Source organism: Paenibacillus sp. USHLN196, assembly GCF_037144955.1.
GTDB classification, from domain to species: Bacteria; Bacillota; Bacilli; order Paenibacillales; family Paenibacillaceae; genus Paenibacillus; species Paenibacillus xylanexedens_C.
In genome coordinates this window covers 44,156-63,885 of sequence record NZ_JBBCYH010000015.1, presented here as the reverse complement: position 1 = coordinate 63,885, position 19,730 = coordinate 44,156, and the positions used below count along the sequence as shown (strand labels likewise).

At 46.7% G+C, this 19,730-nt stretch carries 14 protein-coding genes; 13 read left to right on the top strand and 1 reads right to left on the bottom strand.

Annotation, left to right across the window (positions count from 1 at the left end):
* Positions 1–133 precede the first annotated feature (133 nt).
* The 7 genes from WFI24_RS27860 (at position 134) to WFI24_RS27830 (ending at position 12,336) form a co-directional block, all read left to right on the top strand.
* Positions 134–3,601, top strand: coding sequence for a DUF5704 domain-containing protein (locus tag WFI24_RS27860; protein ID WP_336765193.1), 3,468 nt, complete (start codon positions 134–136; stop codon positions 3,599–3,601).
* Between the two features lie 170 nt (positions 3,602–3,771).
* On the top strand, positions 3,772–5,829 hold the full coding sequence (pulA, locus tag WFI24_RS27855) for a type I pullulanase (protein ID WP_336765192.1): 2,058 nt from the start codon (positions 3,772–3,774) through the stop codon (positions 5,827–5,829).
* A gap of 394 nt (positions 5,830–6,223) precedes the next feature.
* Positions 6,224–9,100 (top strand): type I pullulanase, encoded by a 2,877-nt coding sequence (gene pulA, locus WFI24_RS27850; protein WP_336765191.1) that lies wholly within the window; start codon positions 6,224–6,226, stop codon positions 9,098–9,100.
* Between the two features lie 281 nt (positions 9,101–9,381).
* The gene (locus WFI24_RS27845; protein WP_336765190.1) at positions 9,382–10,011 is read left to right on the top strand and encodes a 50S ribosomal protein L25; all 630 of its coding nucleotides are present in this window, start codon (positions 9,382–9,384) and stop codon (positions 10,009–10,011) included.
* 157 nt (positions 10,012–10,168) lie between these two features.
* A complete protein-coding gene (locus tag WFI24_RS27840; protein WP_336765189.1) occupies positions 10,169–10,684 on the top strand; it encodes a hypothetical protein in 516 nt (171 codons plus the stop codon).
* Between the two features lie 279 nt (positions 10,685–10,963).
* Positions 10,964–11,935 carry a helix-turn-helix transcriptional regulator gene (locus tag WFI24_RS27835; RefSeq protein WP_336765188.1) on the top strand — a complete coding sequence of 324 codons (972 nt, stop codon included), beginning with the start codon at positions 10,964–10,966 and terminating at the stop codon, positions 11,933–11,935.
* A gap of 38 nt (positions 11,936–11,973) precedes the next feature.
* A complete protein-coding gene (locus WFI24_RS27830; protein WP_336765187.1) occupies positions 11,974–12,336 on the top strand; it encodes an HIRAN domain-containing protein in 363 nt (120 codons plus the stop codon).
* Between the two features lie 62 nt (positions 12,337–12,398).
* Here WFI24_RS27830 and WFI24_RS27825 read toward each other — a convergent pair whose 3' ends face one another.
* Positions 12,399–13,502 carry a glycosyltransferase family 4 protein gene (locus tag WFI24_RS27825; protein WP_336765186.1) on the bottom strand — a complete coding sequence of 368 codons (1,104 nt, stop codon included), beginning with the start codon at positions 13,500–13,502 and terminating at the stop codon, positions 12,399–12,401.
* Between the two features lie 214 nt (positions 13,503–13,716).
* Here WFI24_RS27825 and WFI24_RS27820 point away from each other — a divergent pair, with 214 nt between their 5' ends.
* From WFI24_RS27820 to msrA, 6 genes are all read left to right on the top strand, one after another.
* Positions 13,717–14,031, top strand: coding sequence for a DUF3817 domain-containing protein (locus WFI24_RS27820; protein WP_336765185.1), 315 nt, complete (start codon positions 13,717–13,719; stop codon positions 14,029–14,031).
* A 274-nt stretch (positions 14,032–14,305) separates the two neighbouring features.
* Complete coding sequence (locus WFI24_RS27815) at positions 14,306–15,127, top strand: TerC family protein (RefSeq protein ID WP_083657153.1); 822 nt, start codon at positions 14,306–14,308, stop codon at positions 15,125–15,127.
* Between the two features lie 499 nt (positions 15,128–15,626).
* Entirely contained in the window at positions 15,627–17,090 is a 1,464-nt protein-coding gene (locus WFI24_RS27810) for an RtcB family protein (protein ID WP_336765184.1), read from the top strand.
* Positions 17,090–18,394 carry an AAA family ATPase gene (locus WFI24_RS27805; RefSeq protein WP_336765183.1) on the top strand — a complete coding sequence of 435 codons (1,305 nt, stop codon included), beginning with the start codon at positions 17,090–17,092 and terminating at the stop codon, positions 18,392–18,394. Before WFI24_RS27810 ends, WFI24_RS27805 begins: the two co-directional genes overlap by 1 nt.
* Before the next feature lie 335 nt (positions 18,395–18,729).
* Complete coding sequence (locus WFI24_RS27800; protein WP_062835823.1) at positions 18,730–18,987, top strand: GlsB/YeaQ/YmgE family stress response membrane protein; 258 nt, start codon at positions 18,730–18,732, stop codon at positions 18,985–18,987.
* A 176-nt stretch (positions 18,988–19,163) separates the two neighbouring features.
* A complete protein-coding gene (gene msrA / locus WFI24_RS27795; protein ID WP_336765182.1) occupies positions 19,164–19,679 on the top strand; it encodes a peptide-methionine (S)-S-oxide reductase MsrA in 516 nt (171 codons plus the stop codon).
* The last annotated feature ends 51 nt before the right edge of the window (positions 19,680–19,730 follow it).

The window sequence follows — 19,730 nt, the reverse complement described above, 5'->3', positions numbered from 1 at the left end:
AGTATTATACCTACCTCTGAACGTTGTTCATGCTGCTACAGATGAGTATGGACCTAAATCTATGAAAAACCCTCGGAAGGTAACAATACTAGCCACTCCTACTGTAGGGAGGCCAGGGGTTTATTGGTACCAAGTGGATAGCGGACAATTTAGAGCTGACCATGCTGGAGGACCAACTTATGCGAATAATGCAGGGAGTTGCTCCAGTCCATTTCCTGCTGCTACAGAAGTTCCGGATAGTGTAGATTTCAGTAGATGGCCTGCAGAAAACTGGCCTGATTATAATTCAAGACGAGTCGAAGTCTCAAGCATCCTTAATGTCCGAATCCATGATGTTAATTATCAGGGGAGAGCAGATCAAGATTCATATACTGGTGTGGGAGACCCTACCCCACCTTTTCCTTCAACAATTGTTGCAATAAGAACGATTACTGGAGGGGACCACACACCAACCGACAAGAGTCCATTCGCAAATGGTGGGCAAACAACGGCAGGTTGTCCTAAATACAATGTCTCTTATTTCACGCCCATGGACATTATCTGGGAGGGTGATTTGGAAGAAGAAAAAGAGATAACTGTCGAAGAGGATTCTACCCTTACCATAGGACAAACCCAGCAGATGATAGCCAAGGTGAAGACCAAAAACTATGGCGAAACCACTTTTAATGAGGGCATCGATGTATCGCGAAGAGAAGCGGAGATCAAATGGTTTTCCTCTGACGAGACGATCGCGAGCATTGAACTGAAAACAGGGATGTTAAAGGCCGAAAGTCCAGGCACGGTCACTGTGCGTGCGATCTGGAACAATGGTACATATCTCATCTCAGATACAGCCACCATAACCGTTACGTCTGAGCCAGGACTCGTGGTGAATCTGCCGAACGCTTGTAAAGCCAATACAACACCACTACAGGCAGAAGCGGTTCTAACCAAACCTGATCGATCTGTTCATAAACTGACAGCTCATCCTAAATTGAGGTGGCAGAGCTCGAATCCGTCTGTGGCCACGATCGGCGCAGATGGCAAAATCACGACCAAAGGGATCGTGGGTAGCACCACCATCAAAGCTCATTTTCTTGATCCGACTCAGCAGTTGGATGAACAAGGGACTCAGGTGCTGGAAGTGAAGGACTGCACAGGTAATGGAGGAGGCGGTAATGGTGGTGATCCGGGTGGAGACCCTGCGAACGCATGCCCTGTGACCATCAGCCCGCCTAGTAGAGGTACAGTTATTGAAGCAGCGGTCATGGACCCCTCTGTTCAAGGCGTGCTGAAGGCAGACGATCGAGGAGTTGAGAAGTTTGATGTCACTCGTGGCATTCCAACTTCGGAAGATCTCTACGCTAATGTCTTAGCCAAAGGGTATCTGTTTCAGCACCGGTGGGTTAATATGACTGGAACGGTGACTTATACTGTGAAAGTGAAGAAGGTTTATCATAAAACCTGGACGATCCCGGGAAGATCCTCTAGTGGTGAGGGTGATCCAGGAACACCTCCTGAGCCGAGAGAACTTGATGTTCCTGGAGACAAGACTATGCAAGTAACAAGGACTTATAGCTATTGGCAGATCGATAACCTGGAGGTATACAAGTTAAATGAAGCCAAGGTATCTAACTATGCGCTAGGTGGTTATGGTGACACCGTGACCCTGACGCCCAATGCATATACACCACCGACTGTGCAATCGGCTATGGATCCTGCGGTTACCACGCATGTAAAACCTGCGCCATGCCGAGAGATTGATCTTGGCACCGAAGGGGTTCCGGGTGGTTCGGTTGAACCGCCTACGCCAGATGAAACATCATTGTTTCAATCCAAAGCTGAAGCGGAGGTTAGAGAGAATACCGTCAATAATGACAAAGTAACCTTCAATGGAGCGACGATTATGGATCCTGCTCCCGTGGAAAAAACAGCTCCAAGACCTGGGACGATCCCGCAGCCTGGCATGATCGGAGACGATGTTCTGTACCAGAACCGGCTTACGATTAAGAACACATTGATGAACAAAGCTAACCAGCCAACCACGGGTGAGATTACGTATGGACTGCTCCCTGGCAATATTAACGGAGGCCAGGATCAGAAGTTCCCCATTCCGGGCATCAACTCGGTGACAGTACATACTCCGGTTGTGAACTATGCCTGGGTGTCAGATGATGAGCCGCATAACCAGAAGATCACGCCTGATCCGACCAGAGCTGCACTTATTTTAGAGCGTCCATTCCTTGTGCGGATACCCACCTCAGGTCAACATCTGGATGTAGCGAGTTACCCTGGTTATGGAAACCGTGATTACGCAAAATATTTTCAGATCAAACAGGTTCGTTTTCCATTTGATGTCTATAACGGTGCCAGAAGTCAGTTTATACCGGCCATGACATGGGTGGATATTCCGGTAAATCAGTTGGACACCCCTTTTTATCTCCCTGTATGGGTAGATGAAGGGAATTACCAGATCGAGTTCCGTAATATTGCCGAAAATGCGCCTGCAAACTTCACGGAGCAACAGGATGCCAATACAAATCTGACCCATCATGTCGCAGCAGATACCGTTGCTGTGGAGGTCATCGGGCGATTGTATGATTTTCACATCACCGATATTTCAGACTACAACTGGGAGAATGTATTCCGCAAGCGGATGTGCAGCCCGGAACCAACGGGTGTGAGCTATTGGACCGGGGGAAACAGTATAGACGGAGATCCCCGAGGTAATCTGGCACCCTATGTACTGCCTATACGTCCCGGCAGTCATCCGGTACAGGGTTTCCGAAATGCAGCGGTGAAAACAGGGTACCATTTCAAGTTCGATCTCAAGACCAAGGGTAATATGTTTGGGAAACAGGATGGTATCCGAATCACCCCGACGTTCTCTTTTGTGAGTAAAGATGGCACCACCCGGCAAGAAGTGGATCTATACTACCACCGAGGACAGGAACGACTCATTCGTATCGGCTCGGCTCAAGACTTAGAAAAACGCTTTGTTGTCCTGAACTCACGATTGAGGAATGTACCCGGTACGGAATTAGGTGATACAGCACGTTATCAGTACTCTTATGAACTGTCTGAGGAGGAACGCAATCAGGGTACACTGGCGGAACATATGGTTCGTTTCGTGGATCAGACCTCTCATCATAAAACGTGGGTAGGTCGTTATAACTGGATGATTCTTCCTTCACAGATCCGTACACTCATTGGTCCAAAAACAGATATACCTTCCGGTGTTAATGTAGATCGGGCAAATGCAGCGATTCAGCGCTGGTATGGCGAATATAGCTTGCCAGCGGATGTATATGCTGTGTCCAAAGGAACCGATCTCGAATTGCTTTCCAGACAAAACCAGTTGGATGAGAAGGCAACGGTATTCCTGAGGGACGGTTACATCGTGGTAAACTTCGATATTGAAACATTGCGTAACGGCAATACAAATGCACCACATCTGCAATATATTCATGGCCCGTTGATGAACCAATGGCAGATGGAGGGTTTTGATAATAGCCCGGTAGATGGTCAGGGGAGAAGTTGGGCGATGCAAGATGGAGATGTGGTTTTCTACCACGCTGATCAATCTAGCCGCAATGATTTCCAATCCCAGGTACCGCATTAGATAGACATCGTTTTACCCTTAAAGAAGGCAGGCGTGATGTGAATCCACATGGCGTTTGTCTTCTTTTGCTTAATTCGGATTATGGTTGGTCAACAGAACGGGTATAAAGGGTAAGGAGTACTCGTTCCATCCGTATTCATTAATTTCTCAACGAGAGGGGAACAACACACATGATTGAAGAGGATAAGCAGGAACTATTCATTTCAGAAGATACATACGAAGGAAGAGATCTGGGTGTCACAGTAGAATCACATGCCTGTCACTTCAAAGTCTGGTCACCGTTAGCCGTTCAGATGGAACTACTCCTATACCCACCTTTGACAGGTGGGAGCCCGGGGGAAGAGCCCAATCAATTGAAACAGAGGGCGTTACCCATGCACAAGAAAGAACAAGGCATTTGGGCTCTGGAGTTGGAAGGGGAGTTAGATAACTACCGATACATGTACAAGCCTACTTTCGAAGATGGACAATCAACGACTGCTGTTGATCCATACGCACGAGCGGTCACCATGAACGGAGAAATGGGTGTAATCATCAGACTGGAGCAGACGCATCCGCATAGGTGGAGTAAGGATATTCGCCCTGAATTAACCAGTCCTGTAGATGCAGTTTTATACGAACTGCATGTGCGTGATTTTTCCATACACCCATCATCTGGAATCACACATAAAGGAAAATACCTGGCTTTTACCGAGACCGGGATGCGGGATGCAGAGGGCAACACGCTGGGAATCGATCATTTGGTTGAACTGGGGATCACCCATGTGCATCTGCTGCCTGTATTTGATTTTGCGACAGTGGATGAATCCAGGGTGGATGGTGATACGTCTGATGCCTCCAACTATAACTGGGGATATGATCCACTTCATTACAATGTCCCCGAAGGTTCCTATGCCTCACGTGCGGATGAACCGAAGACACGAATTCGTGAATTCAAATCGATGGTACTTGCTCTCCATAACAAGGGCATAGGTGTCATTATGGATGTGGTATATAATCATACGTTTGATACGGCGGGCAGCTCGTTTGAAAAAATTGTACCCGGGTACTACTATCGCCAGAATGCCGATGGGACGTATAGCAATGGTTCAGGTACAGGCAATGAGGTGGCTACCGAACGCGCCATGGTACGCAAGTTTATTATCGATTCGGTGCGTTACTGGGCAGAGGAGTATCATGTGGATGGTTTTCGATTTGACCTGATGGGCCTAATCGACACAACTACGATGAAGCAGCTTGCAGCGGAGTTGCACGCCGAAGTATCCCCATCCATATTGTTATATGGTGAGCCATGGGGTGCACTGGATTCACCGCTTGGGGATGATATGACCCTAAAAGGAGCACAGCGCGGAGCAGGATTTGCCGTGTTTAACGATAATTTCCGTGGGGTGATTAAGGGAGACAGTGATGGGATGGGCACGGGTTTTGCGACTGGTGCGGACGGGAAAGAAGACGAGTTGTGGACAGGCGTCCGGGGAGCGATCCATGATTTTACGGATGTCCCATCCGAAACCATTAATTATGTGACGGTACATGATAATCTCAACCTGTGGGACAAAGTCGCACGGACACAAGGACTACACGATATGCTGAATTTCCTCACCTATAACGAGGATGGAAACATTCGCGGATGCCAAAGTGTGGAAGCGGCTGTAGAGAAGGCTAAGCCTTACTTACAGATTGATCCGAATCATATCCTGGAGAACGAGACGGTTAGGCGTTGTCTGCTTGCCAATGGTATCGTTCTCACTTCCCAAGGTGTCCCTCTGATTGCAGCCGGAGATGAATTGCTTCGCAGCAAATATGGGGATGCCAACAGCCATCAGAGTGGAGACGTGGTCAATGCCATTCATTGGGGGCAAAAGCAACGGTTCAAGCCGGTGTTTGACTATTATTGTGGGCTGATCCGTCTTCGGCGAGAGCATCCAGCCTTCCGGCTTCGTACACGGGAAGAGATCGAGAAGCATATTCGTCTTCTTGAAAAAGGTAATGGTATGTTAGCCTATGAATTGGAAGGTGCGGCCGTCAGCGATTCATGGGAGCGCATTGTCGTCATCTATAATGCTGGAAAAGAAAACCGTACCGTCTCTGTTCCCACAGGCACATGGAATGTGGTCGTAGAGGAAGGGCAGGCCGGTGTTGATGCGATCCGTGTCGTACAGGACGGACAGGACGGACAGGTAACTGTGAATGCTCTAACCATGACGGTGATGTATTCGAAGTCCTGATTGTCCAAAAAATAAAACCACTCCTCCTTTCCGTTCGGAAAGGGGGATTTTGTGTCGAGTGAAAAAGTATTGTCTTTGTCGCAGGAGGACTTCGTCATGCTTGACCTTTAATAAACGTCCGCCAGTTTAGTGCGTAATTTAGTATGGTTTTCGTTCAAACCACGTTCATCCTGCAATTATTCCTATCTATTTCAAACTTTTTTTGTCGGGACAGGTACAAATGCTGTCAATCTATGGCGCTTGTTTACATATCTATATTTTGAAAGCGATTGCTAATTGAATATTCGAATCGAACCGATATGATGAGTACAGACAACCCCGGGTTGACAAACAACGTCCCGCTCCGTAACATCGGGACAACACGAAATCAATGGATATAAAGGCGGTGGGAACGATGCCGGAATGGACTTCTTTTCGTTACGAAGGCAACGATCTTGGCTTAACATATACTCGTGCAGCAAGTACTTTTAAATTGTGGGCACCTACGGCACAACAGGTTTATATATTGGTTTTTGAAGATGAAGGGCATTACAACGATAGTGGCAAAGTACAGGATCACGAAGGTGGGCAGGAATATTCTCTGACGCGCGATGCGGACGGGATATGGAGTTTGGAGCTTAACGGCGATTGGGCAGGACATTTTTATATGTACCGTATTATACATGATGATCAGCGGATTGAAGTAGTTGTTGATCCTTATGCCAGAGCGGTAACGGCTAATGGGCAACGAACGGCTATTATAGATCCGGAGACCACCAATCCGGTCGATTGGGACCTGGATGTCAAACCTGCTTTTCTGCGTCCGGTGGATGCTGTCCTATATGAGTTGCATGTACGTGATTTCTCCTCCGACCCCCATGCGGACATTCCGTATAAGGGAAAATATTTGGCGTTCACAGCATCTGGACTCACTGATAGAGCGGGGAATAGCATTGGGGTAGACCATCTTGCCGAACTGGGAGTTACTCATGTGCATCTTTTGCCTGTAGCGGATTATCAGACAGTGAATGAACTCGCTGCGGCGGATGTGGGTTCAAATGTCAGAGTACCATACAACTGGGGGTATGATCCCCAGCATTATAACGTTCCCGAGGGTTCGTATGCGACTGATCCTCGTGATCCTGCGGTTCGCATTCGGGAGTTCAAATCACTTGTTCTATCACTGCACAGACAAGGCATTCGTGTTGTGCTTGACGTTGTCTATAATCATACGTATAGCGTGGAAGAAGGACCTTTTAATCGAATTGTACCCGGGTATTATTACCGTTATCGGGCGGATGGCACCCTCAGTAATGGTTCTGGTGTAGGCAATGAATTGGCGACAGAACGCCCAATGGTGCGAAAATATATTCTCGATTCTCTCCGATACTGGGCAGAAGAATATCATGTGGACGGATTTCGATTTGACCTCATGGCCCTGATTGATACGGAAACGATGAATGAATTAACGCGCGAACTACGGGAACAGATCGATCCGGCGTTTCTGGTCTATGGGGAACCCTGGACGGGTGGAGAATCGCCATTGGACCGCAAAACGTTAAAAGGAACACAGCGAGGTCAGGGATTTGCTGTATTTAATGATCATTTTCGCAGTGCAATTAAGGGAGACAGTGATGGTGGTGGAAAAGGGTTTGTCACAGGTGCCGGGGGGCAGGAATATGAGATCTCTAGGGGATTAGCGGGGGCACTGGATGATTTTACATCTTCACCTGTGGAAACCGTCAATTATGTAACTGCCCATGACAATCTGAATCTGTGGGATAAAATCGCAACAACGATGAACCTCAGACATGAATTAGGTTTTCCCGTATGGAAGGACGGACAGCCGGTGGGAGGCGGGAGTGCTGAGTCGGCGGTAAAAGCAGCAGATCCATATCGGTATGTGGATGCAGATGATGTACTGGATCATGAGATGGTTCGTCGTTCGTTACTGTCTTCCGGCATTCTGCTCACCTCCCAGGGCATTCCGTTTCTGCATGCAGGAGATGAGATGCTCCGATCCAAAGCCGGTGATCATAACAGCTATCGGAGCGGAGATGCGGTGAATACCATCACATGGGCCAACAAATCGCGGTTCAGACCGGTGTTTGACTACTATCGTGGTCTGATCCATCTGCGACGTACACATCCCGCCTTTCGTATGATAGATGCCGAACAGGTACGGAATCACCTTCGTATAATTCGTGCTGACGGCAATGTAGTTGTATTTATGCTTCAGGATGGCGCGAATCAGGACACCTGGAATCAGATTATGGTGATCTATAACGGAACCGAACATCAGCAACATGTGGACCTGGGGGAAGGTGACTGGCATGTCGTGGTCAATGATCATCAGGCAGGTACGGATCTGATTGAGACCGTTCGTGGCACTGTTCGGGTAGAACGGTGGTCATTGATGGTTTTGTACGATACAGAGCGTGCTGGAGGCGCTGATCCGGCCACTCTGGAGATTAGTTTTCCAAGACAGGTATATAGTCCGAAAGAGACCGTTCAACTGCGAGCGATCGTAAGGGACAGCATTGGCAATGTCGTAGAGAATGCCCCTGTTACCTGGACTTCTTCTGAGCCGGATATTATTCGGATACAGCCTGATGGAACAATCCATGCACTGGAACGCGGAGAAGCCTCAATTACAGTCCACTGTGGGGATATAACGGCAACTTGTATATTACAGGTGGATCATCGTCATGCCGAGCGAATTGAAATTGTGGGCGAACCTGTTATGTATATGACTCGAATCAGCCGTTTCCGTGCTTTGGTTCTGGATCAATTCGGTCAGCCGCTTCAGCATTCTACTATACGTTGGAGCTCGTCTCATTCGGAAATGGCAGCCGTAAGTTCAGCGGGGATCGTGCGGGCTATATCACCTGGAGCAACGCAGATCATTGCTGAAGCTGGAGGAATCCGGGCAACACTTGTCGTAACCATTCTTAAACAGGTTTCGCGAACCGTCACGCTTCGATATGAACGGGAGGACCAGCACTATGAAGGCTGGGATGTCTGGGTCTGGGGCACTGGCATGGAAGATGGAGCAGTCCCGCTGGAACAAGTCGGAAATGCCGCTGAAGCCCGCTTCCGTGTTGCTCCGGGTCTGCATCACTTGGGATTGATCATTCGATTGAACGAGTGGGAAGCCAAAGACACATGTGGAGACCGTTACGTGGATATTGTACCTGAAGACGGTGATGTGCACATTATTGTTCGCAGTGGGTCCGATGAGATGCAGGTCATTCGTGAAAGCGATCTGAGAGAGGATCGTAACAGCGCATAATTTATTTTTTTATAATCTCATATAGACGTTCGGTTAAAGCTTAATAAACCAGCAGTTGGAAGAGATTCCGACTGCTTTTTTGGGTCTGATTACATGAAGCGCTGGTTGATTCCAAAAAAGAATTGTCCTGTTGTGTGTTTGAGATCCTCTATCATTGGGGTAAATATAGATATGGCCCACGATTCGGCCACAGAAAAAAAGACCATCATGGTCTATGAGAGAAGCCTTAGTGCTTTCCAACAAATATAATGTAGTGATCCCTTGAAGGAGGATGTTCAATCATGAAATCCAACGGAAAAATGGCTCAACTTACAGCAACGCCAAGAACGGAAAAGAAAGGTGCAGCACTGCGCCTGTTAAGACAAGGCGGACGAGTTCCTGCAGTCGTTTACGGCCCGGGACTTGAAGGTGCTTCAATACATGTAGATGAAAAAGAAATGCTGAAGGTGGCACGCACAGGCCGCTCCGAAATGTTCAACCTGAATGTTGAGGGCGGTAAAACAGTTCCGGTGCTGATCAAGGATCAGCAAGAGCGTAACGGACGTTTGTTGCATGTAGACTTTCTGCAAATTTCCAAGAACAAGCCGATCAGCGTAAGTGTATCGATCGACTTCCAGGGAACAGCAGCCGGTTCGAAAGCTGGCGGTGTATTCCAGACACAGGAAACACAATTGGAAGTAGAAGGATTGCCTGCGGATCTGCCAACTTCCATTGAAGTCGATGTTAGCGGGTTGGACATTGGTGATCGCTTGACGGCTGCGGATATCAAACTGGATAAAGGTTTGACACTCATAACATCACCTGAATCCATCATCGCTTCCGTTATGCCGCCACAAGCGGTTGAGGAAGAGCCAACAGCATCTGCTGAGGAAGCTGAACCGGCTGCTGAAGAAAAATCTGCAGAAGAATAAGCCACGCTCAGGGAGCTGCCAGATCCCGTACTTAACCCAAGCCCAGTCCTTAGGACTGGGCTTTTTTATTTTCAGAGTTCAATAGGCACAATGTTCGCATGTATATGGAAAATGTACTACAATTCATGTTAAAGGAAAAGAAGGTGGGTTAATTTCAATGTTTGATCCGACGGTATATGACAATCTGAAAGTTGGCTTTGAAAATGTTCTATATGATATGGATAACCTGGATGAACGTATTCAGATTACGGGGCGTAAAGATCGGCTGGAGATGGCAGTGATGTCCAGAGAGTTCTTGTTACAATTCTGTCTCAGGGATCGTCCGGAAGTAACAGGCGAGGTCGTGTTAAGCAGTTCCCTTGAGGAGCTCGCAGCGGAGATTCTGGAGACGCCTGGCGCTCATCCAGGTTGCCGTTTGGAAATCCGGTTTGGCATGGGTATGAAAGAGCCTGAGAGGCAGTGCCCAGCTATTCGTGCGATATTGCAACAAAGTTGGCCTGAGCAGCGGATCTGCCAGACTATCCAGTATATCTTTGATGAACAGCCAATCACGTATAACGTTACGGCACACGTATATTTTGACCGCAGTGTGAATGAAGACCAGATGGGAGATATTCCTGAACTCTGTGAGCATATGGCGAATGTGATGAAGCAACTGAATACAGTTCCATAACCAGTAATCCCCAGGAAAAGCCTTGTCTCTTTGAAGAGATTAGGCTTTTTTTGTATTAATTTTAGAAATTTGTATAGGCTTTCAGACTTAGGTACAAGGGATTTATGGTTAATAATTTACGCAAGCAAGTAAGAGAATGTATATTAAAAGAAGGGAGAAAGTGCAATTGAACTATATACAAACGTGAAATTGCGAAAATAATATTGGGACTAAAGATTTAGTTCTGTACTAAAGGAACTAGTTTTCCTTGCCGATAAAATATCGAAGGGGAGAAACTACATGACAGAGAAATTAATTCGTCTGCTGCGTATACTTCAAGCTATACAAGCAAATCCCGGAATTTCGGCCAAGGAGTTGGCGATGAAATGCGGTACGACTGTACGCACAATATATCGTGATCTCCGGATTTTGGACAGGGTCGCCCCTATTATGAACGAAGGATATGGCAAGGGATACCGATTTATTGGTGAGTTTGCGATGTATCCGTTAGACTTTACTGAACAGGAAGCCATGGTCTTCTCCATGCTTCCATCCGTAGTCGATACTTCTAAGTTACCTGCTGAATTTGACTCAGCTTTTGACAAGGTCATGTCGGCTCATACCAAATTAAAATCAAGAAACAGTGACATTGTAGAGAACATTGCGGGAATTATTCGGATGGGTACGCCGGCTTATCGGGAGGAAGGAAAAGACCCCAATTTGCTCATTCCCATCATTGAAGCGATCCTAAGGCGGCAAACGATTCGTACTCAATATCATACGCTGACCAAAAATGAGATCACGGTCCGGGATATTGATCCTTATTATCTCATTCCGCGGGATCAACGTTTTTATCTGATAGGATACTGTCATTTGCTGCAAAAAGTCCGATTGTTTCGGATTAGCCGTTTCCTGGATGTGGAGAGAACACATGTCGAATTCGACAAGGGTGATTTCAACATAACGCAGTACATGAAGAACACATGGTCCATTGACCGTGGCGATGAAAATATCCATTTCAAAGTAAGATTCTCTGAGAAAGTGGCCCCCTACATAAAAGAAGAAGAGATGTTTGTTCGCCCGCGAATGACAGATATGTCGGATGGGGGATTGTTATTTGAAGTGACACTGAATAGCGGCCGAGAATTTTTGAAATGGTTGTATCAATTTGGGCCCGAGGCAGAAGTACTTGAACCTCTTGAGTTTCGCAGAGAGATACGGAAGCAACTCGTGGCGTGGTTGGAGCATTATGACAACAATGAATCTTTGTAATGTTAATCATGGAGAATGCAGGAAAAGGAGCAGGTGATATGAGTACCAAATTATTCGCAGCTATGTATGGGATGGACCATTACCATGGAGTACAGGTTCTACATGTGGGGGATACCGTGTACCTCGTCAAAGATCCAGATAATCGCTTGGATCACCAAGCCATTAAGGTTGTCATTCCCCCCATTGGAGCCGTAGGTTATATCGTTAATGATTCGGTTGTGGTTCCTCATGGCTGTTGGACAGGGGCGGCATTCTATGATGTATTTCATCAACTAACGTGTGCCAAAGTACGATTCATGATGAAAGATATGGTGATTATGGAGTTGATTGAAATGAGCCATATTCCCGTTCCACAGATGGATTCTTTTATTACCGGATGGCAATCTCGTGAAAAAGCTTGATCTTCTTAAATAATATCTCCCTCTATTTGGGGTCAAGATGAATTATCAAAACAGAAGGAGGCTCATTCACGGATGAGCCTGGTATAGGTGGCTTCCAGATGCATGGCTGTTCGGGCCCAACTGAAATGTGCTACTGCGCTATCCCGACCAGCCTTCCCCAATATTTCGGCAGAAGTCGGATTGCTTGCAAGTTTATACAGGCAAGAGGCAAAACGTTGAGGGCGCTTATAAGACGTCACAAGGTATCCGTTGATACCTGATTCAATAATCTCACGAATACCTCCGTTATCAGAAGCAATAACAGGCAATCCCGAAGCCATGGCCTCCACATTAACCAAGCCAAAGGCTTCATGTTCTTGGGATGGACAGACGAGACAATCGACTGCCCGGTATAACTGATCGATATGCTCATGGTTTATCTGGCCCCGAAAAGAGATATGGATTTTTTGTTTTCGGGCAAGTTCGCGAAGTTTACGCACGTAGAGTGGAGGCCCTTTGCCTGCCACAACCAGTTGAACAGGCATCTGTTGCTGAAGGAGAGCAGTTGCCCGAATTAATATGTCTACGCCTTTGCCGGGGATGAGCCTACCGACATATAGAATAGAGAATGGTTTAGTGATTCCAAATTGTGTACGCAGACGAAGCTGTTCTTCACTGGACTCAGCAGGCCTGAAGCGACTCAGATCCGCACCAAGTGGAACAACACTCATCCGGCGTTTTACAAGCGGAAATCTGCGGCCCAGCCTTTGTCTCAAGGATTGGCTGTTGACGGCAATCCAATCGGCCTTTTTCATCAATGCGAGTCTGGATGGTCCGGGTTGCGCGAACGTCAACGAGTGGAGATAGAGTACAACGGGCGTGTGTGGAAAAGCTTGTTTAATGGCAGCCATGCTTCGGGGCCTGTTATCCACTTGAATCACATCGTAAGGTTGTTTGGATAACAGACGTATTACTGCTTTGGTGTACCCGACAGTACTCGATGCAGGAACACGTTGAATGGTGATGCCATCGATCTGCTCTACGGCGGCGAGTCCTGCCATTTGACGACTTATGATGGTCACCTGATGGCGATGGGCAAGTTCGCGAGCGATGCCCAGAATGCAGATTTCCACTGAACCATTACCGGGCAAAGGCAATTTCTCGGGTGCAACCATAGCTATTTTCATGATCAGGCTCCTCCTTGTCCGACATCTGTAACAATCTTCGTCATATATCCTATGAGCAGCTGAAGCATTTGGCTCCTGTGAACAGGCTGGTGAACCACCCATATGAGAGTGCAGGAATAATCTGCTGCATGTATTGGAGCGGAACCTCTGCGGCTTTTGTGATATACTGTACGGGAACTATTGAGTTCGTTACATGTATAGAAGCAGGAGGAAAATGATGTTACATTCTATGCTGGGGCGCTTCCGGCTGATGTTGTGGTTGCAGGGCATTTCGTATGTGTTGCTTCTGTTTGTTGCTTTTCCATTGAGAGATGCCGGGATTATGCCGCAGGCTGTCACATGGTTTGGAAATTTATACGGTTTTTTGTTTTTAATGTATTTGTTGTTTATGGTGAGTTTGTACACTTCACAGAAATGGCGTCTGCGTCGTCCAATCGCTCTGTTCTTCGTTTCCTTCATTCCACTGGGGAATATGATCTACGATGTGGTTGTATTCCGTAAGTTGTCTCGTCAACTAAATAAAGCTTGACTTTATTTAACGTTATGAAATATGATGAGTACAGGTTAAACAACCCGTTCCAACTAAAACTACATATTCCTGTTAAAGGGGAGTAGCTTTTACAGTAAAGTCGTCAATTCGGGATTATATCCCCGGCTTTATTGGCAGCAATTTTGTTGTTAGCGAGACCTTTACCAAGTTTTCATGCTCGGTAAAGGTCTCTTTTTGTGGATATAAAAGGACCTTACCAGTGATGGTAAAGGTCCTTTTTTTTGTACATCATAAGAATATTAAGGAGGAGTCAATGTTGGATGTTTCATTATTATTAGAATATGGGTGGGTGCTGGCTGTCTTAGTGGTCCTTGAAGGATTACTCGCAGCAGATAATGCATTGGTACTCGCAATTATGGTTAAACACTTGCCTGAAGATAAGCGCAAAAAAGCGTTGTTCTATGGTTTGATGGGTGCATTTGTTTTCCGTTTAGGTTCGTTGTTCCTGATCTCTTTCCTGGTCGATGTATGGCAGGTGCAAGCGATCGGTGCCTTGTATCTCCTGTACATTTCGATTAACCACATCGTTAAAAAGATACTGGGTAGTCGCAATAAGACAGATGAAGCAGCTGATTCAACGCCTAAGAAACCGAAAAAACAATCCGGTTTCTGGATGACCGTTTTCAAGGTCGAAGTAGCGGATATCGCATTTGCAGTCGATTCCATTCTGGCTGCTGTTGCTTTGGCTGTGGCGTTGCCACCAAGTGGATTGCCTGCAATTGGCGGACTAGACGGTGGACAGTTTATCGTTATCTTCCTCGGTGGATTCATCGGGCTTGTGATCATGCGTTTTGCAGCCTCATACTTTGTGAAATTGCTTCATTCCCGTCCAGGACTTGAAGTTGCGGCCTTTGTAATCGTAGGTTGGGTAGGGGTTAAGCTGGCAGTTATTACACTCGCACACCCTTCATTGGGTGTTCTGGATGAGCATTTCCCGGAAAATAAAATTTGGAAATTCGGATTCTATATTGTACTGATCACCATTGCGGTATGTGGTTGGTTCCTGTCTTCCAAAGTTCCTGAAAAAGAAGACGAAAATCCGGTTGAAGAATTGGAAAAACAAGCAGGATTGTAATAATCATGTTACGCTAACAACATCATTATTAGCTGCAAAACAGGAGGCTGTCCTAGGACAGTCTCCTGTTTTTGTTTGCATATGAAATATGCGCATGGCCCATTTTCCAAGAAAAGGGTTGACACATGAATTCTAGTCCCCTTAATATAAGACTAACATTAACGAAGGGAGGCCGAGAGACATGATGCTTGGTTATGATTTGATTCAAACAGGGCGCAACGTAGATACAATAGCATATCCGGCTCATCGTTTCATTGGCCTCATACGGTCGACATAGGAGATAGGCATATCGTTTAGCAGGTTTATAATCGATATGCGTTCTTCGCTTATATTATAGCGATGGATGACAGACACAGCATATTCATGCTGCTCTGTTCTCCGTTATTGTCATTCAGTAGAAGTCATGGGCGAATAGCCTATGGCTTTTTTATGTTTATTTTATACAAGGAATCAAGCAAACCGAATTTGCTGAACGTACAGGAAGGAATAAAACACATTTATGAATACAGAGTTTAATTTATTGACCAAGCAGAACGAATTCGCAGGTGACTATCGGCATGAAGTGAAATTGCCTGCAGGCGATCTGACCGTATATGCGGCGCAACAGCTCTTCTCCTCACTGGATTACAAGGTGTTCGAGATGGCGAACAATAATCTGCAGATTCCGGAAATCTCTTATATGAGTTACACACCAGACGTACATGTCGGTGTAGGTACCTGCATTGGAACGACAGCTGTGTGGGATGCGCAGAGTGGATATGTATCTCCCTCGATCGTAGGCAGTGATATTGGCTGTGGTATGCGAGTGCATATGACGAACCTGCACAAAGACGAATTGAAAGATATCAAACTTCGCCGCAAACTCGTTAAGGCCATTGAGAAAGTACTACCGATGGAGGCAAACCAGCGAGGCGATTACTCAGATATCAGACTGGAACATATTGTTCGTAAAGGGCTGCATGGGTTACCGAAAAAGTATATTCCGGACAGCTATACCCCGAAAAAATCAACCTCATTGACACATGTGGAGAGTAGTAAGTTCAGTTACGATGAGGATGTGTTAAACCACATCCCTGATATGACGTGGCATCGTTCACATCGTCAGCTCGGCACACTGGGTGGCGGAAATCATTTTGCCGAGATCCAGGCGATTGAAATTGCAGAAGAGAACCGTGAAATCGCCGAAGCTTGGGGATTGTATGATGGACAGGTCGTGGTCATGATTCATTCCGGCTCTCGTGCATGGGGTGGTTATGTAAGCCAGACGAGTTCCTCAGCGATTGCCAAAGTCATGCAGCGGCTTAACCTGGGTACATCCGATCCCAGACTGGTATTTGCCCCACTTGAGCATGCGGAAGGTCGTCATTATGTGAATATGATGTATTCTGCTTTGAATTACGCCGTTGTCAATCGTCATCTGATTGCGTATGCTATTCGCGAGGCTTTCCGGGATGTGTTTGGCTACAAATGTGAATTTCGTACATTGTACGATCTGATGCACAACTATGCATGGGAGGAATCCCACGCAGACCAGGGTTCCGTTTTTGTGCATCGGAAAGGTGCGACACGTGCGTTGCCAGCAGGGCACCCTGATAATCCGAAGCCTTATCTGGCAACAGGACATCCGGCACTTATTCCCGGTTCCATGGGAACTGCTTCGTATATCATGGTGGGTCAGCCGCAAGGTGCCGATAATTATTATTCAATATGTCACGGTGCGGGTCGGATCCGTTCACGGACAGCAACGAAACGACTGGTTTCGGTGGAAGATTTTGCTTCGGCACTGGGCGTGGGGACAGAAGATGAGATTGTGCTAAACCAGCGTTCACTTGAATCCATTATTGATGAGTCACCTCAGGCTTATAAAAATGTAGATGAAATTATAGACAGTGTTACCGGCGCAGGCCTGGCTCAAGTTGTAGCCAAATGTAAACCGCTTGTAGCGGTCAAGGGAGCGAAATAATGACAATAAACGAAAAACAAACGGATCCAACCCAAGCGATCTATACCTATGACGAACAACATGATACCCGAATTCGAGTGGAAGGGTATGCCATCTATTCAAGGCTGATCCGTGGAATCAGTGAGGCGCTCCATCAGCGCTATGGGGTTGAATACAAGCTCTATGCCAGTTCTGACCCGAACAATGAATATTGGGAGTTGCTCCGGGAAGACTTGCAGAATGGTAGTGACGAAGTGGAGTTGGTAGCCCGCATATTCGAGGATCTGGAGCTTCAGACGTTGCATTACGACGATGATGGAGATGTGCCTACTTATGGTGTGCACTACTCCATTCGTAATAACGTATTTGCCTATCCGAAATGGGGCGTTGCGCTTGTGCGTGTTCCATTTTTCCGAGAGAACGGAATCTACAGTGAAGACTTTGTCTTTGCTGTCGGGGATGAGGAGATGAAGCAGTTTCTGGGAAGTGTCCGCGAACGGGAACGTCAGCAAAATATGAAAAAAGTGACGGTTTACACCGATGCCCGGAATGGCAGCGATCGACATGTCGAATCCATCACTCGTTCCGTGGGAAGAGAAGATGTCGTTCTCTCGGCCCAGATCAAACAGGATATTTTCCGCTCGCTGGATCAGTTCTTCGAAGCGGATCGTTCTTTTTACCGAGATTATGATATCCCGTACAAACGGGGAATTCTATTGTATGGACACCCCGGAAACGGCAAAACCACAATGGTGAAATCCATTGCTGGAAGTATCCCGGGACCGGCTGCGTATTGGCAGATTACGGAGTATACCAATAGTGAATCGGTGCGTGAAGTGTTCGAGGCTGCCAAACGGCTTGCACCGATGGTGCTGATCATTGAGGACATCGATTCGATGCCGGATGAAGTCCGTTCCTTTTTCCTGAATACACTGGATGGCGCAACTTCGAAAGAAGGCATTTTCCTGATCGGGACAACGAATTATCCGGAGAAAATAGACCCAGGCCTGATGAACCGTGCTGGACGGTTCGACCGGGCTTATGAAATCCCGCTGCCAGATGAAGAGCTTCGCCTGCAATATTTGCGGCAACGAGGCTTCACCATATTCGCGGGTGAAGATGGCACGGTAGAGGCAGCTCGCCTGACCGACACCTTCTCTCTTGCGCAGCTGGGGGAGTTGTATGTCAGCGCTGCGCTGGAATGGCATCAGAATGGTCAGACAGACATTGTGAAAGTCATTCAGTCGATGCGTGGCGAATTCGACAAGAGCCACAAACATACCTGGCTGGCGCAGCCGGGTAAGGGACGTGCAGGATTTTATTGATGGGTAAGACCGATTCGTAATCGGAACATGGCCACTGTGACTTACATTAACTTTTAGTATGAGACTATAAATAATCCTACCTCAATTGGTGATACTAACCTTGTCTGCTCTAACATACAATGACTTTCGGGAGGTACATAACGCAGCCCTGAGCTGGTGAGATGCCGGAAAGTGACGCGATCTGTTTCCATACTGGGCCAAGGCCTGTTTTGCAGAGAAGGATGCATAGGGACAAACGGGAATATGCAAAAATTTTTATGCCAATTGTTTAAATGCTTCTGTAGCGGTTAATAGTAGACAGACAACAACAAAAACTTTAATTAGAGGTGAATGATATGGGTTGGTTATGGTCATTAATTATCGGTGGTATCATTGGTTGGTTGGCAGGTCTGATCGTTGGTCGTGACATTCCGGGTGGTGTTATTGGTAACATCATTGCTGGTTTCATCGGTGGATGGTTAGGTGGAGTCATCTTGGGAGATATGGGTCCTGAGATGGGCGGATTCCACATTGTACCTGCATTGATTGGTGCGATTGTTCTTGTAGCGATCGTAAGCTTGATCTTCCGTTCGATGGGTCGTAGTCGCGGGTAACGAATTCAAGATAACTTCTTGAATAAGTTGTCAGCCATATGTATTACAAATGAAGAGGTTGATTGAGAGCCATAACGATGGCTTTCAATCAACCTCTTGTTGTTTTACAATATAAGAAGTATGCGCACATTAGCATCAGTTTCTATAGGTAGTTTCGATAAGAGGGGATGAACGGAATGGAAAAAGCTACATTCGCCGGCGGATGTTTCTGGTGTATGGTTACACCGTTTGAAGAACAACCGGGCATTCATGGTATTGTATCGGGTTATGCCGGCGGTCACGTCGAGAATCCAACATATGAGCAGGTCAAAACCGGAGAGACTGGTCATATCGAAGTCGTTGAAATTACATTTGATCCAGATGTATTCCCTTATGAACGACTGCTGGAGCTGTACTGGCCCCAGATTGATCCGACGGATGACGGAGGCCAGTTCCAGGATCGGGGTACACAGTATCGTACAGCGATCTTTGTACATAATGAACGTCAGCGTGAGCTTGCTGAACAGTCCAAGAAGGACCTTGCAGCTAGTGGACGATTCGATCAACCCATTGTTACGGAAATTCGTGATACTGTCGTATTTTATCCGGCTGAAGACTATCATCAGGATTATCACAAGAAAAACGAGAAACACTATAAGGAAGACCGTGCGTTATCCGGACGGGACGAGTTTATAGAAGAGAATTGGAAATAGGATAAGTATATCCTGACATGTGAAAAGCCGGAGAGTTCTTTATAGAACTTT